Genomic DNA, 14,536 nt, shown 5'->3' with positions numbered 1-14,536 from the left:
CAACAGCTCCAAGCCCTGCTTCCAGGAAGTGAAATGAAGCGTCTGCATCGCACAACGTCCCGGGTACGAGCCGCACTCGGCGCGGCTCTCCTCGCCGCTCCCGTCGCGCTCGCGGGTCTCGCCGGCACCGCGCACGCCGCCGTCGGCACCCCCGCCGCGGCCGGTGCGCCGACCCACACCGCTCAGCTGTCCGTCGGCGCGTGGCCCGACAACCGGGGCTGTACCGCCACGCTGGTGGACGAGTTCTGGCTGGCGACCGCGGCCAGTTGTCTCGCCGAACGGCCCGGTGAGGCGGTGGCCGCCGGCAAGCCCGCCCGCAAGACCACCGTCACCCTGAGCGGCGGCACGGTCCGCACGGTCGTCGAGCTGGTGCCCCGTACGGACCGGGACCTGGTCCTGGCCCGTCTCGACCTCCCTGCCCAGGGCGTCACCCCGGTGACGCTCTCGACGGCGGCCCCCGCCGCCGGGAGCAAGGTGTCGGCCGCCGGATTCGGCCGCACCAAGACCGAGTGGGTCCCGGACAAGGTCCACAGCGCCGGCTTCAACGTCACCGGCACCACCGGCGGAGTGCTGACCCTGGAGTCGGCCAACGGCACGGACGTCCTGTGCAAGGGCGACACCGGCGGCCCGGTGCTCGACGCGTCCGGCAAGCTGGTCGGCATCAACAGCCGTTCCTGGCAGGGCGGGTGCCTCGGCACAGCGGTCACCGAGACCCGCAAGGGCGCCGTCGCCGCGCGCACCGACGACCTCGCCGACTGGATCGGGGCCGCCAGGCAGCGCCCGCTCGTCCTCAAGGCCGGGGACACGCTGATGCCCGGCGAGACGATCTCTTCGCAGAGCGTCAAGCTGGTCATGCAGACCAATGGCGACCTGGTCATGTACCACCGCACCGGCGCCGAGAACCAGGGCGGCGCCCTGTGGGTCTCCGGCACCGGCGGGAACCCGGGCGCCTTCGCCAAGATGCAGGCCGACGGCAACCTCGTCGTCTACAAGAAGGACGGCAAGGAGACCGACCCGACCACCGCGCTGTGGTCGAGCGACACGTACGGCAACCCCGGCGCCCGGCTGGCCCTGCAGGCCGACGGCAACCTCGTCCTCTCCTCCTCCGTGTCCGACGGGGACACCGGCATGGTCAAGTTGCTCTGGCAGACCGATACCGGCTCGCGCGGGGCCAAGCTGGCCTCCGGCGACCAGCTCAAGCCCGGCTCGTGGCTCACCAACGGCACCGTCGTGCTGATGATGGACATCCAGGGCAACGTCCTGCTCCGCGAGGCTGCCTCCGGACGAGAGCTGTGGGGCAAGTACTCCTGGAACTGGCAGGCATACCTGCACATGCAGAACGACGGCAACCTCGTCCTCTACAAGAAGGACGGCGGCCAGGGCCGTGGCGGAAACCTCTGGGCCACCGAGAGCTGGAACGGCGCCGGCTCGTACGCGAGCCTCGACGGCAACGCCCTCGTCGTCCACACGAGCGACGGCGGCATCCGCTGGGCCGACTCCACCCTCCGTGGCGAACAGTCCAGCCGCTGCCTCGACTGGAACGGCGCCACCGGCGCGACGATCTGGGACTGCTGGGGCGGCCCCAGCCAGCGGTGGGACGTCACCCCGGCCAAGGAACTGCGCGTCGGCGGCGACAAGTGCCTGACCGCCCCGAAGGGCGCGACCCAGGGCCCGGGCGTGTCCGTCCAGCCCTGCGACGGAAGCGCCGAGCAAACGTGGAACGTCAACGCCGACGCCACGATCACCACGGTGCTCCACCCGGAGCAGTGCATGAACGTCTGGGGCCAGGCCACGGCCAACGGCTCGGGTCTCGGCCTGTGGCCCTGCAACGGCGGCGCGAACACCAAGTGGTTCCGTCCCTGATCACACCCCGAGGGGGCGGCCCGTCCGGCGGCGGGCCGCCCCCTCAGCTTCGTACGGCCCGGGAGAGGGCGACCAGCAGGTCGCCGTGCTCCGCCTCGGCGGCCCGCAGCGCCCGCACCGCCACCGCGCCCCGCTCCGCGTCGGAGGACGCACCACGCCCCCGTGCGTCGGCCGCGGCGGTGAACATCGCCGCCAGGCCGGCGGCCGCCCACCCGGCCTCCGTCCCGCCGCCTCGGCGGGCCTCGGCGCAGGCGTGCGCGCGCACCTCGTCCGAGCAGTACGGCCCGAGTTCCAGCAGCCGGTCGTGAAGTTCCGTCATCCTGTCGGTGAGGCGCCGGCCGGGACCGGCGTACCAGGGAGTGCTGAGCCGCATCCGGTGGCGACCGCCGCGCAGGCGGACCGCGTGGCGCAACGGGCCCAGTGCGCGCAGCGTCCGCAGCGGCCCGAACACCCGCAGCGCGAGCCACGGCACGACGATGGGGATCAGGAAGCCGGCGGATACCAGCAGGGTCCCGAGTCCGACGAACGACACGGCCGCCTGATTGAGCGGCTCCCACGCGCGTCCGGTCCACGTGCCCACGATGGCGACCAGCTTCGCCACGCCGTAGACGACGTTGCTCAGGAAGCCCACGGTCAGGACGGTGAGTCCGAGGCGCAGGGCGCCCTCGGCCGAGGTCCTGCGCCCGGGGTGCTCGCGGCGGATGTCGCGCGCCCACCGGCGGCAGGCGACGGCAGCCGCCGTCGCGGCTGCGGTGACGGCGAACAGGCAGAGCAGCACCATCTCGCGGATGAAGGGGGTGCCGGCGTAGTAGGTCTCGAAGTCACGCGGCCGCTCGACCGGTGCGTCGCCCAGGGCGAAGCAGCCGACGAGCAGGACGGTCACCGCCACGTGACCCCAGATCCAGCGTCTCACCCGGCGGCGGGCGCGGGGCTGGACCCGTGCGTCCTCGCGCCAGTTCTCCATGAGGACGCGGCAGGCGCACGCGTATCCGGAGAGCAAGCAGTAGACGAGGACGGCCGAGACGTTGCTGATGCCGGTCGTCTCGTTGACCACCCGGATCGTGGGCGGGGCGGAGAAGAAGAAGGCCGCGGCCTGGAGGAAGATCACAGCGTTGACGCTGCGGACCAGAGGGGTACGCCAACGTCGCACCAGGGACGGTGATTTGACGGCCAGGACGACGCCGAGCGCCGCGGCCGGGAGGTAGAGGTTCACGCCGGTCCGGTCGTCACCCTCTGAGCGAGGCCCAGATGCGGCCCGCCACTCCGGCGGAGGGCGTCAGGGCGTGCCCGCGCCCGAGGTACGGCCTGAACCTGTCGGCGAGCATCCGGCCGAACTCCTCGGCACGCCGCTCCTCCTCGACGTCGGGCCCGGTGCGCGCGGCGACGTAGGTGACCGCCTCGGACAGGCTCCACCGGTCCCCCAGCATGCGGGCCGCGGCCTGCACGCCGAACCCGTCGCCGTGACCGCAGTGCCCCTCCTTGAGGTGCCACAGCTCGTGCCCGAGGATCACGAGCTGGTGCAGCGGCGAGGTGTTCGCCTCGACGACGATCAGATGGTGGTCGCCCAGGTCAAGCCACAGCCCGGTGACCGTGTCCGGCGGGAACTCCTCCAGCATCAGGCGCACTTCGCGGCCGCAGCTCTTCGAAGCGACGTCGCAGATCGCCTTCAACAGCTCCACAGGACGCTCCGGAACCGGCCGCGGCAGATCCGCCGCGAGCCCGTCCCGATAGCGCCTCATCTCGCGCGAGACCCCCACCTCTTGCCAACCCGTCCTCAGTGCCCCGGACCCACGGTTCCCGCCGTGGGTCGCCCCTTTCTCGTCACCGCCGGTGGGGAACTTTCTCGGCCACACCGCGGTCAGACGACGTCATTGTGCCCCACCCCTGTCTCCAGGGCCGCGCGGTTCTCCCGGGCCCGCTCCTCGCGCGAGCGCCGTGCGACGGACTCGATCAGCGCGATGAGCGGCTGGGCGGTGTCGTCGGGGACGTCGGCCAGCGCCCGGGCGGCGTACGCGACGACGCCGAGCTCGGGGTCGATCTCGCTCGCGGGCCCCGCGTTCCGCAGGCGTCGCAGATCCTGGTCCTGGCGCTCCACGGTCCGTTCCAGCAGGTCCCTGTGGATCTGCTGGAGCACCCGGTCGAGGGCCTCTACGGGCTCGGCGACCAGGAACTCGATCCGTTCGCCGAAGAAACCGGCGATCCCGGCGGCGTGGTCGAGGTTGGGCGCCTTGCCCGTCCTGATCATCTTGTCGAGCCACTGGGCGCTGGTGCCCGCCGCGGCGGCGATCTCAGCCAGGGAGTGGGCCCGCCTGCTGCCGTCGGCGCCGTCGCGCAGCCGGGTCGCGCGCAGGAACTGGATCCGCTCGACCACGCGCCGGTGGCGCGCCTCGACGACGTCCTCCTCGTCCTGGGCGGTGATGCTGGGCCGTTCACCCCGCAGCAGTTCCCGCACCTCCGCCTCCGGCACTCCGGAGGCGTACGAGAGCCCGCCCTCGCCCTCCACCCGCAGGACGTCCTCTCGCTCCACGCCCATGCGGTCGAGGAGCGCATCGATACGACGCACCAGTCCCCCGAGGTCCCGGGCCGGCCCTTCACTCACACGAACTCCCACGGTTGGCGTACTGCGCCGCACCAGGCTAGCAACCACGGTTGACGCGGGACCTCCTCGCGGTGGGAGACCTCGCCCGCGCACGGGCCGGATCCGGCGCCGTACCCCGACGAGCCCGGCTCCGGGACGGCCTTTCGGGTCCTGGGCGGCGATCGCTGCCGCGCCGGACAAGCCGGCGCGGTTCGCGGCACGAGGGGTCGGGACGTTGTCGGTGGCGGCCGGTACGTTGCCGGTCATGGGTCTCTATCTGGTGAGTGTCGCCGCGCAGGACTGGTCGCGGCCCGGGGAGGACGGGTACGGGGACGTCGCCGCTGCGCTGAACATCGAGCTGGAGCGGCGCGGGCTGCCTCCTTACGAGCTGCGGGCGGCCGCACGAGGGGTGCAGGGATGGTTCGAGGAGAAGGTCGGCCCGTCCATGGACGGCTTCGTCGCTCTGTGCCGGACGCGGCTGACCGATGCTGAGCTGTCGACCCTCCTCGACTGGAGCGTGCTGGTGCCGTTCGCGCTGGAGGAGGAGATCGTGCTCCCCGTCGGCACCGCGTACTCCGGCGAGGAGACAGCGGTCGCCGGGGCCCCGCGGGTTCTCGCCCTGGCGGAGCGGCTGGCCGGTGCCGTAGGCCTGCCCGTGGACGCGATTCCGGCGGGCGAGAACCTCGCACTGAGCCTGTGGTTCCTGGAGGGCGGGGCGGAGCGGACCGCCCGGGTGCGGCCGGGACCGTGGGCCGAGGACCGGGACGCGGCCTTCTACGTGGCGCTCTACCTGCGCGCCGCGCAGTACTCCCTGCGGCACGGCTGTCCGATGACCTACTCCTGAGCGACGGCGGCGTCCGACCGGAGGCCGACGCGGGCGCCGGACGGGGGGGTGGCCCTACGGCGGGCCCTTCCGGGCACCCGGAAGGACCCGTTCGGCGTCACGGACTCAGGCGGTGTGCAGCCGCAGGCCGTACCGGCCGGGCATCTCGTTGATCGGCTGGAGCCAGGTCTCGTCGTCGGAGGAACCCACCGACCCGGCCGGTCACCTCCTGCGGCGGCACGGCGCCGTCTGCCTGGAGACCCAGCACCTCCCCGACGCCCCCAACCGCCCCTCGGCCCGACCTGCGTCACGGCCCGCGCCAGAGGTTCGCGAAGGCCGCGTTCTCGATGGTCCGCCGCTGGCGGACGGCCTCCAGTTCCATGACCGCGTCGTGCACGGCGGCGACCACGGCTGTGGCCGCTTCGTCGTCGAGCCCCGGCTCCTCGTCGGGCGATTCGCCGCCGATGCCCACGGCCGAGGCGAGAGCCGTCAGGACGGGTTCCCGCCGCTCCCAGCGGTCGGCGGCCCCGTGACGGGCCGGCGTATCGACCGCTTCCACGCGTCGCGCGCCGAACGACAGGCGGCCTGCGGCCTTCGGCGTCAGCTCACCGTCCGCCTCCAGCACGGTTTGGTACGTGGCCGCGAGGTCCCTGCCCCGACGCCACAGCCAGTCCTCGACGGTCTCGTACGGCGCCTGCCGGACGATCCGCGCCCCCGCCTCGCCGAGGAGCCGGTCATCAGGGGCCGGCGCCCCACCCGGCACGAGGACGTCGTCCTCCAGGGTGAGGCCCCCGGCACCGAGGAGGTCGATCAGCTCGGCACCCGCGAGCGCGAGCGACAGGTCCCCCTGTCCGACGGTCTGCTTCTGCCCGGAGTCCATCGCGATGATGAACAGGTCTTTCGCCGTGGTCATGAACGGCTCCCCTCGAAGGCATCGACGAAGGCGCGCTCCGCCCGCTGCCCGGCCGTGGAGGCCGTCGCGGCTTTGGCGCGCTGCCTTGCCAGTATCGTCCCGTCCGATCGCTCCCGTCACAGATTCCGCCGCATCGCGATCAACGGCTGGCCACCCGGACGGGGGGGGACGACGCGGTCGCGCGGTGCCCTGGTCCGAGGCTGCTTCCCTCTTCACGGCAGGGCGATGTCGCCCCCTCCGACGCGGCGAGCTGTTTCCGCCACCTCCCCGCGTGACGCGGGTCCCCTGCCCAGGGAACAGGGCCGTCACGCCGCGACGCGGACGCCCCCGGACGCCTTGTGAGGGCGGCCGGGGGCCGGAGCGGTCCTGCCGGGGTTACGGCGCGGCCGGCACCGTGTCCTGGAAGGTCGTGTCCGCCGTGCGGTACGTCCCGACCTTCGCGGCCACCTGGGCCGGGGTCAGGACCTGGTCCTTGACGTACAGGACGTAGTCGACCTTCTGGTCGTAGGCGCGCGGTGTCGTCGAGGTCTGGCCGGCCAGGTCGATCAGCCACTGGTTGAAATTGATCGACATCGGGCGCTCGGGCAGGTACCGGGCGTCGTGCCGGCCGAACTCCTGGCCGTCGACGTAGTAGACGATCGCGTTGTCGTCGATGGTCAGTACGAGGTCGTGCCAGCCGGCGTAGCTCGCGCGGGACTCGGAGTGCTGGTTGACGGCCTCCCACGGGTCGGGCCGGTAGGTCTCCCAGGACGTGGTGTAGAGGATGTCGGCGGGTTCGCCCCAGCCTCCGTTGGGGAGGTACTCGAAGTCGTACTCGGCGTAGTCGTCGGCCATCGGGGCCTTGAGGTCGTTGATGGTGAAGAAGGTCTGCACGACACGGTCGCCGTCCGGGCCCGACACGGGTGCGTCGGAGAAGCGCACCCGTGCCGCGTAGGTGCCGTTCTTGAACTTCGAGGCCTGGGTGAGGATCTCGGTGTGCCGGGTGGACTCTCCCGTCCCGGCGGTCGAGCTCCGCAGGTTCATGATCGAGTTCGCGCCTTCCTTGGCGAAGGTGACGTTCTCGGGAGCCCAGGTGGCACCCGGCACTCCGGGTCCGCCGGAGTTGGACCGGACGCTCCAGCCGTGGGCGTTGATCGCCGGGTCGGTGTGGCCGGTGTAGTCGAAGTCGTCGAAGAGCGCGGCCCCGGTGGGCGGCGGAGTGGTCGGGGGGTCGGTGGGGTCGGTCGGCGTCGGGGTGGGCTCGTTGCCCGCCGGCGCCGTCCCCCAGACCTGCACGCCACCCACGGTCGCCGTGACCTTGGACCAGTTGGCGTACGTCGTCTGGGCCGGACCGAAGGAGTAGTCGTCGCTCTGGTTCAGGGACTGCCAGTTGGAGCGGTGGAAGCGCAGCTGCATGTCGCCGGTGTCAGCGCCGGGCGCGAGGGATCCGGCGCCGGCGGTGAAGCCGATCTCCAGGTAGCGGTCGGCGGTCGCGGTCGGGTTGGCGAGGGTGCCGAAGGTGCCGGTGAGGTTCGCGCAGCCCTTCACCGCCCAGGAGCAGGCGTAGGTGTACGAGGCTCCCGCGTCGGCCTTGAAGTAGTAGCGGACCTTGACCTGGCTCAGCGGCACGCTGGACGCGCCCGTGTTGACGACCTTGAGCCAGGGCTCGGCCTGGTCGCCGCCGGTCGAGCTCTGCCGGTACTGGACGGCGAGCGCCTCACCGGCCGCGGCCGCCGGCAGGGCGGTGAGGGCGGTGGCGCCGAGCCCGGTCACCGCGGCGACGGCGAGTGCGGCGCGGATCCGCAGGTTCCTGGTCCTCGTGGGGTCGTTCATGGTGATTCCTCTCCTGGGACGGGGTGGGGCGGAGGTGCGGACGGGTGGTGCGGCTGACGTACGCACGGGTGGGACCGGCGTACGAGCGGGGGGAGGGGTGTGCGGGCCCGGTCACGGGGCGGGGGCGAGGAGGGCGGCGGGCGTGGACGGCAGCCGGCGCGGCACTCCGAGGGCGTCGAGCCGTGTCCTGTGGTGCCGCAGGCGCTCCTGGAAGCCCGGCCAGTCGTGGCGGCCGGTCCAGACGACCTCGGCCAGCGCGCAGAGTCGGGGGAACGTCAGGTACTCGGCGTGCGCGGTGGTGGGCACGTACTCGGTCCACAGCTGCACCTGGGAGCCGAGGACCTGGACGGCCTCCTCCGGGGTCCAGTCCGCCGGCGCCGGTTGGTTGCCGTGCACGGTCCGCAGATCGACGACCTCGCCGGCCTGGCCCGGCGGCTCGGCGGGGCTGGCCGACTGGGGGTAGTCGAGGTAGGTGGTGCGATGGGGCGCCATGACGACGCGGTGTCCGCGGCGGACGGCCGTGCGGCCGTGGTCGGCGTCGCGCCAGGGCATGACGGTGAAGTACGGCGGGAGGTCCGCGCCGTTCTCGGTCCAGCTCAGCGGCAGCCGACCCGCGTCGAGCAGGTGCCGTCCGATGCGTTCCATGAACCATCCGTGCAGGGCCTCGGGTCCCGGCAGCCCCTCCTCGGCGGCCCTGCGCAGCGCGGCGGGGGCGTCGTGCCACTCGGTGGTGGGGCATTCCTCGCCGCCGATGTGCACGTACGGGGAGGGGAAGACCTCCATCACCTCGTCCATTACTGCGCGGCAGAAGTCGAGGGCGCCGTCGTGGACGCCGAGGATGGTGTCGCACACGCCCCACCGGTCCCAGACCTCGTAGGTGCGGCCGGGATGGTTGCCGAGCTCGGGGTAGGCGGCGAGCGCGGAGCGGACGTGCCCCGGCATCTCGATCTCGGGCACCACAGTGACGCCGCGCTCCGCCGCGTACGCCACCAGACCGGTCAGTTCGGCCCGGGTGTAGGCACCGCCGTGCGGCAGCCCGCCGACTTCGGTGAGTCGCGGGAGCGCCGCGACCGGCATGCGCCAGCCCTGGTCGTCGGTGAGATGGAGGTGGAGGACGTTGAGTTTGTGGAGGGCGAGGAGGTCGACGTACCGCCGCAGGTAGGAGACGGGGCGGAAGCGGCGGGCGACGTCGAGCATGGAGCCGCGCCACGGGAAGCGCGGGGTGTCGGTGATCTGCACGCAGGGGACGGACCAGGCGACGCCGGCCACGGGTTCGGCGTGCAGGGCCTCGACGGGCAGCAGCTGGCGGAGGGTCTGCACACCGGCGAGGAGCCCCTGGGGCCGGGCGGCCCGCAGCAGCACCCCCTCGGTGCCGATGGTCAGGCCGTACCCCTCGTCGCCGAGTCCGGTGAGGGCGCGATCGAGCGCCAGGACGACGGAGCCGTCCGCACGTGGGGGCAGCGGCAGGCCGGTGGCCGGGCCGAGGAGGGTACGCAGCAGTCCGGCAGCGCCCTCGGCTCCCGGAGAGACCTTGAGCGCGGTCGACGCGTCGAAGGTGAACGTGCCGGGCAGGAGCTGGAGGTGGGTGGGTTCGGGAACGAGTCGGGGCTGGGGCATCGAGGTGCGTTATCCCTTCACGGCTCCGCCGGTCATTCCGGCGGCGACCCGGCCCTGCAGGACCAGGAAGAGGACGAGGACGGGCAGGGCGAAGAGGGTGGAGGCGGCCATGGTGGCGCCCCAGTCGGTGCCGAAGACGTTGGAGAAGGACGACAGCCAGACGGGCAGGGTCCGGTCGTCCTGGTTCTTGATGATGAGCATGTTGGCGAAGGCGAACTCGTTCCAGGCGGTGATGAACCCGAAGAGCGAGGTCGCGAGCAGCCCGGGTGCGAGCAGCGGGAGTGTCACCCGGCGGAACGCGGCGGTGCGGGTGCACCCGTCGACCTGTGCCGCCTCCTCCAGTTCGGGCGGGACCGCCGCGAGGAAGGAGCGGAGGGTCACGATGGTGAAGGGCAGGGTGACCATGAAGTAGACGAGGCTGAGGGTCATGAGCCGGTCGAGCAGGTCGGCGTCCCGGGCGATCACGTACATCGGGATCAGCAGCGCCTCCCATGGCGCCACCTGGGCGATGAACACCATGAGGATGAAGCCCCGCCGGCCGCGCCAGTTCATCCGGGCGACGGCGAACGCGGCGGCGAGCGCCACCACGAGGGCGAGTACGACGCAACCGGCGGTCACGAGAAGGCTGTTGCGCCAGAACATCCAGAACCCGTCGGCGGCCACGGCGTGCCGGAAGTGCTCCAGGGTGACGGAGACGGGCAGGAACCGCGGCGTCTCGGACTGGATGTCGCGGGTCGGCCGGAAGGCCGTGAGGACCATCCAGTACACAGGGAACACGGCCAGGACGAAGACGAGCGCGGCCGCGGTGTTGAGGGGGATTCGGCGCAGGGCGCGCGGGGTCACCGGTCGGCCTCCTGTCGGAGCATCTGGCGGAAGTAGGCGATCAGCACGGCCACGAGGAGGAGGACGGTGAGCGTGGAGACCGCCGCTCCGAGGTCGTAGCGGTGCAGCGACTGGGCCACGCGGTAGGCGTACACGGGCAGGGTGGTCGTCGCCTCGCCCGGGCCTCCCTTGGTCACGGCCCAGATCTGCGCGAAGCAGCGGAAGACCCAGATGACCTCCAGGCAGAGGACGAGTCCGAAGATGGGGCGCAGCAGGGGAAGCGTGACCGAGAGGAAGATCCGTCGGCCCCCGGCGCCGTCGAGCCTGGCGGACTCGTACAGCTCGGCGGGGACGGTCAGCAGCGCCGAGTGCAGCGTGATCGCGGCGAAGGGCACCGACTGCCAGACCACCAGGAGGACCAGGACGGTGAACGCGGCGGGGCCGTCCGCCAGCCACGAGTAGCCCTCGAAGGACTCGAACCCGAGCCGTACGAGAACCCAGTTGACCACCCCGAGCCGGGAGGCGAACAGCCACTGGAAGACGGTCGTGGTGGCGATGACCGGGCTGGCCCACGCGAGGACCAGACCCGTCGTCACGAGGATCCGCATCCGTCGGCCGAGTCGCTGCATCATCAGCGCGACCAGGGTGGCGATCACCATGATCAGGACCACGTTGACCAGGGTCCACCAGAAGGTGCGCCGGACGACCTCCCAGAACTCGGGGTCGGCGAGCACGGTCCGGTAGTTACGGAGCCCCACGAACGAGGCTTCGCCGCGGATGAGTTCGCCCAGGCCGTACTGCTGGAAGGAGATCAGCAGATTGCGGACGAAGGGATACCCGAGGAGGAGCAGACCGCCGAGGACGGTGGGGGCGACCAGGAGGTAGGGCCAGAAGGCCGCCCTTCTCGACGGGCCCCGGCCCCGCACCGGACGGCGGGCCCCACCCGGCCGTCCTGCGGGCCGTCGGCCGATCCGCCGGCCGGGCCGCCCGCCGAGCGGTCCGTCGGGCGGTCCGTCGGGCGGTCCGTCGAGGGGCGGGTCGAGCGTGCTCCCGGGCTGTCTCACGGGCGGGCTCACGGGTCCGCTCACGGGTCCACTCACGAGCCGAGGGTCTTGGTGATGCTCTGCGAGGCGATCGCGGCCGCCTGCGCGGGGTCGGTGCCGGTGAGCACGGCCGTCATGTACTGCTTGATCGGGTTGGTGGCCTCGACGGCCGCCCACTGCGGGGAGTTCGGGGTCGCCCGGCCCTGCGCCGCGCCCGCGGCCATGGCGGCCGTCCCTTCGTCGTCCTGGATCACGCGCGCGAGCGAGGTGCGGTTGGGCACGTAGCTCATCGTCCTGGCCATGTCGGTCTGCCACTTCTCGCCCGCCAGTGCCTTGACCACCTCGTACGCGGACTCGGGGTGGTGCGACGCCTCGGGCACGATCAGGTCGGAGCCGCCGGTGAAGACCGCGCCGGGCTTGCCCGCGGTCTTGCCGGGGATCGGGAAGAAGCCGAGCTTGCCCTTGAGCGCGGGGTTGATCTCCTCGACGATCTTCGCGCCGCCCGGCACCGCGATGATCTGGGCGACCTCGCCCTTGGCGAAGACCTCGGCCTGCGGGGGCTTGGCCTCGTCGGAGTCCTTGGGGCCCTTGCCCAGGGCCTGGAGCCGCCGGTAGAAGTCCATGCCGGCGCGCGCCTGGGCGGAGTCGAGCGCTCCCTTCCAGGCGGCCCCGTCCTTGACGGCGAGGTCGCCGCCCTCCTCCCAGATGAACCCGGAGAGGGTGTACCAGTTCTGGCCCGGGAGGTAGATGCCCTGGGTCCTGCCCCGGTTCAGCTGGGCCGTGGCGGCGAGCCACTCGGCCTGCGTCTTCGGGAGAGTGGTCACGCCGGCGCGGGCGAAGAGGTCCTTGTGGTAGATCACGACCCGGTTGGCCGCGTACCAGGGAATGCCGTACTGCTTGCCGTCGACCTTGCCCGGCTCGGCGAGCCCCGGCAGCCAGTCCGCGCCGTTCAGCTCGGCCGTCCTGTCAGTGAGGTCGCGGACGCCGCCGCTCGCCGCGTACTGCGCGACCTGGGTGTTGCCCACCTCGATGACGTCCGGGGCGTCCTTGCTGGCGAGGGCGGCGGTGACCTTCTCGCCGATGCCGTCCCACTCCTGGATCTGGATGTCCAGGTCGATGTCCTCGTGCTCCGCCTCGAAGCCGGTGCGGAAACGGTCGAGGAAGGCGTCGGTGACGCTGTCCTTCATGATCCATACGGTGACCTTCTCGGGTCCGCCGGAGGCTGCCGGGTCGCCCGATCCGCCACAGGCCGTGGCGGTGAGGGCGACGGCCGCCGCGAGGGCGACGGAGCCGACGAGGGGACGATTCTTCACGGGCACCTCGATGAATAGTTGACCAATTGGTCAAGTGGTCAGGCGTGTGAGCAGAAGGTGGCACGCGCGGCGAAGGCCGTCAATCCCTGGAAAAACATGAGTCGTTCACCGGACCTACGGTCAACCGGTGCGGCTAGTATCGGATTTACCAGTTGACCAGTGAGGTGAGGGTGGGTGGCATGAAGGACGGCTCCTCCAGCGGGGTGCTGAAGCGGGAGCGGGTACGGGAGCACCTCTTGGGCCTGATCGAGGCGGGCGGACCCGGCGACCCGATCCCGTCCGAGCGCACCCTCTGCGCCACCCTCGGCGTCTCCCGGCCGACTCTGCGCGCGGCCGTCGACGAACTCGTCGCGACCGGGGCCCTGGTGAGGGAGCACGGCCGCGGGATGTTCGTCGCACCCGCCAAGATCATCCAGCGGCTCGCCCCGGACGACGCGGCCTTCACCGTCCCCCGCGCGTCGGGCAGCTGGTCCAGCACCGTGCTGGAATCCGCCACGATCCGGGCCGGCGCCCGCATCGGCCGCAGGCTTCGGCTCTCGCCGGCCGCCGAACTGCTCTACGTCGCCCGCCTCCGCCTCGTCGACGGCTCACCCATGGCCATCGAGCACCTCCACATCCCGGCGGACCTGGTGGGCGCCTCGCTCACCCCCGAGGAGCTCGAAGCGGGCGACCTCTACGACCATCTGCGGGAGCACCACCGGGTCCACGTCCAGGAAGCCACCCAGTCGATCGAACCGACCGTCGTCAGCGAGGACGAAGCGGCACTCCTGGACGTCCCCGTGCTCTCCCCCGCCCTGCTGATCGAGCGCCTCACCCTCGACACCGCGGGCCGTCCCGTCGAGTACGTCCACTCGGTCTACCGGGGCGACCGCTACCGCATCGTCTCCCGCCTCGACTTCACCCGCGACGGCCTCGTGACCTCCTCCACGGAGGGGGATGCATACTGACCCGCAGCGGAACGGCGCACTGGGGAGTGGACGGCATGGAGCTGAAGCGGGAGCGGGTGCGCGAGCACCTCCTGACCGTGATCGAGAGCCGCCGACCCGGCGACGCGATCCCGTCCGAGCGCACCCTCTGCGCCACCCTCGGCGTCTCCCGGCCCACCCTGCGCGCGGCCGTCGACGAACTCGTCGCCACGGGCCTGCTGGTACGGGAGCACGGGCGTGGCATGTTCGTCGCGCCCGACAAGATCACCCAGGAGCTGGTCTCCGAACACCGGGCGGCTGGCGCGCCCCGGAGCCGGGGCGACTGGACCAGCACGGTGCTCGGACTCCGCACGGTCCGGGCCGGCGCCCGCATCGGGCGCAGACTGGCGATCTCCCCCGCCGCGGAACTCGTCCACGTGACGCGCCTGCGGCGGGTGGACGGCGCCCCGATCGCCCTGGAGCACCTCCACGTCCCCGCCGATCTGGTCCCCGGCCTCACCGCCGCCGACATGGAGGGCGGCTTCTACGCCCACCTGCGGGAGCGGCGCGGCATCCGTCCCGCCCACGCGGTCCAGTCGATCGAGCCGACCGTGCTGAGCGAGGAGGAGGCGGTTCTCCTCGACGTACCGGTCCTCGCGCCGGCGCTCCTCTTCGACCGGATCACCTCCGACACGCACGGCAGACCGGTCGAGTACGTCCGCTCCCTCTACCGGGGCGACCGCTACCGCATCGTCTCCCGGCTCGCCCTCGCCGACAGCGCGGTCGGCGATCCGGCGGCGGACGCGGCGCGGGGCGGGGCGTGGTGGGGAACGGTGGAGTGACGCCC

Annotated in this window: 13 protein-coding genes; 4 read left to right on the top strand and 9 right to left on the bottom strand. The window is 72.1% G+C overall.

The window, feature by feature from the left end; all coding sequences use genetic code 11:
* Window positions 1–33 precede the first annotated feature (33 nt).
* The gene (locus ACN9MM_RS39240; protein ID WP_426368605.1) at window positions 34–1,863 is read left to right on the top strand and encodes a trypsin-like serine protease; all 1,830 of its coding nucleotides are present in this window, start codon (window positions 34–36) and stop codon (window positions 1,861–1,863) included.
* Between the two features lie 43 nt (window positions 1,864–1,906).
* On the opposite strand, the gene ACN9MM_RS39235 is transcribed toward ACN9MM_RS39240, so the two are convergent.
* The 3 genes from ACN9MM_RS39235 to ACN9MM_RS39225 form a co-directional block, all read right to left on the bottom strand.
* Window positions 1,907–3,076 (bottom strand): MAB_1171c family putative transporter, encoded by a 1,170-nt coding sequence (locus ACN9MM_RS39235; RefSeq protein ID WP_426368604.1) that lies wholly within the window; start codon window positions 3,074–3,076, stop codon window positions 1,907–1,909.
* Between the two features lie 13 nt (window positions 3,077–3,089).
* The gene (locus ACN9MM_RS39230; protein ID WP_426368603.1) at window positions 3,090–3,542 is read right to left on the bottom strand and encodes a toxin-antitoxin system, toxin component; all 453 of its coding nucleotides are present in this window, start codon (window positions 3,540–3,542) and stop codon (window positions 3,090–3,092) included.
* A 179-nt stretch (window positions 3,543–3,721) separates the two neighbouring features.
* Complete coding sequence (locus tag ACN9MM_RS39225; protein WP_426368602.1) at window positions 3,722–4,462, bottom strand: hypothetical protein; 741 nt, start codon at window positions 4,460–4,462, stop codon at window positions 3,722–3,724.
* Window positions 4,463–4,706: 244 nt separating this feature from the next.
* Between ACN9MM_RS39225 and ACN9MM_RS39220 the strand changes: the two genes are divergently transcribed.
* The gene (locus ACN9MM_RS39220; protein WP_426368601.1) at window positions 4,707–5,285 is read left to right on the top strand and encodes a hypothetical protein; all 579 of its coding nucleotides are present in this window, start codon (window positions 4,707–4,709) and stop codon (window positions 5,283–5,285) included.
* A 286-nt stretch (window positions 5,286–5,571) separates the two neighbouring features.
* Here the strand turns inward: ACN9MM_RS39220 and ACN9MM_RS39215 are convergent, their stop codons facing one another.
* The 6 genes from ACN9MM_RS39215 to ACN9MM_RS39190 form a co-directional block, all read right to left on the bottom strand.
* Window positions 5,572–6,177: a GOLPH3/VPS74 family protein gene (locus ACN9MM_RS39215; RefSeq protein ID WP_426368600.1), complete on the bottom strand. Its 606-nt coding sequence runs from the start codon at window positions 6,175–6,177 to the stop codon at window positions 5,572–5,574.
* Window positions 6,178–6,552: 375 nt separating this feature from the next.
* A complete protein-coding gene (locus tag ACN9MM_RS39210) occupies window positions 6,553–7,989 on the bottom strand; it encodes a cellulose binding domain-containing protein (protein WP_426368599.1) in 1,437 nt (478 codons plus the stop codon).
* Between the two features lie 111 nt (window positions 7,990–8,100).
* Window positions 8,101–9,606, bottom strand: a complete 1,506-nt coding sequence (locus tag ACN9MM_RS39205; RefSeq protein ID WP_426368598.1) for a beta-N-acetylhexosaminidase — start codon at window positions 9,604–9,606, stop codon at window positions 8,101–8,103.
* 9 nt (window positions 9,607–9,615) lie between these two features.
* Window positions 9,616–10,449, bottom strand: coding sequence for a carbohydrate ABC transporter permease (locus ACN9MM_RS39200; protein WP_426368597.1), 834 nt, complete (start codon window positions 10,447–10,449; stop codon window positions 9,616–9,618).
* Window positions 10,446–11,354: a carbohydrate ABC transporter permease gene (locus ACN9MM_RS39195; RefSeq protein ID WP_426368949.1), complete on the bottom strand. Its 909-nt coding sequence runs from the start codon at window positions 11,352–11,354 to the stop codon at window positions 10,446–10,448. The genes ACN9MM_RS39200 and ACN9MM_RS39195 overlap by 4 nt, the downstream gene beginning before the upstream one ends.
* A 170-nt stretch (window positions 11,355–11,524) precedes the next feature.
* Window positions 11,525–12,784, bottom strand: a complete 1,260-nt coding sequence (locus tag ACN9MM_RS39190; RefSeq protein WP_426368596.1) for an extracellular solute-binding protein — start codon at window positions 12,782–12,784, stop codon at window positions 11,525–11,527.
* 179 nt (window positions 12,785–12,963) lie between these two features.
* On the opposite strand from ACN9MM_RS39190, the gene ACN9MM_RS39185 reads away from it, so the two are divergent.
* Both ACN9MM_RS39185 and ACN9MM_RS39180 read left to right on the top strand, forming a co-directional pair.
* The gene (locus ACN9MM_RS39185; RefSeq protein ID WP_426368595.1) at window positions 12,964–13,731 is read left to right on the top strand and encodes a GntR family transcriptional regulator; all 768 of its coding nucleotides are present in this window, start codon (window positions 12,964–12,966) and stop codon (window positions 13,729–13,731) included.
* Between the two features lie 35 nt (window positions 13,732–13,766).
* Window positions 13,767–14,531 (top strand): GntR family transcriptional regulator, encoded by a 765-nt coding sequence (locus ACN9MM_RS39180; RefSeq protein WP_426368594.1) that lies wholly within the window; start codon window positions 13,767–13,769, stop codon window positions 14,529–14,531.
* Window positions 14,532–14,536 lie beyond the last annotated feature (5 nt).

The organism is Streptomyces sp. E-08 (assembly GCF_049913095.1).
Lineage (GTDB): Bacteria > Actinomycetota > Actinomycetes > Streptomycetales > Streptomycetaceae > Streptomyces.
This window is presented reverse-complemented; position numbering and strand designations above follow the sequence as displayed.

Excerpts from the sequence above, each read along its gene's own strand:
- ACN9MM_RS39240 (WP_426368605.1), top strand. The coding sequence starts at position 34 with ATGAAGCGTCTGCATCGCACAACGTCCCGGGTACGAGCCGCACTCGGC.
- ACN9MM_RS39220 (WP_426368601.1), top strand. The coding sequence starts at position 4,707 with ATGGGTCTCTATCTGGTGAGTGTCGCCGCGCAGGACTGGTCGCGGCCC.
- ACN9MM_RS39215 (WP_426368600.1), bottom strand. The coding sequence starts at position 6,177 with ATGACCACGGCGAAAGACCTGTTCATCATCGCGATGGACTCCGGGCAG.
- ACN9MM_RS39210 (WP_426368599.1), bottom strand. The coding sequence starts at position 7,989 with ATGAACGACCCCACGAGGACCAGGAACCTGCGGATCCGCGCCGCACTC.
- ACN9MM_RS39205 (WP_426368598.1), bottom strand. The coding sequence starts at position 9,606 with ATGCCCCAGCCCCGACTCGTTCCCGAACCCACCCACCTCCAGCTCCTG.
- ACN9MM_RS39185 (WP_426368595.1), top strand. The coding sequence starts at position 12,964 with ATGAAGGACGGCTCCTCCAGCGGGGTGCTGAAGCGGGAGCGGGTACGG.
- ACN9MM_RS39180 (WP_426368594.1), top strand. The coding sequence starts at position 13,767 with ATGGAGCTGAAGCGGGAGCGGGTGCGCGAGCACCTCCTGACCGTGATC.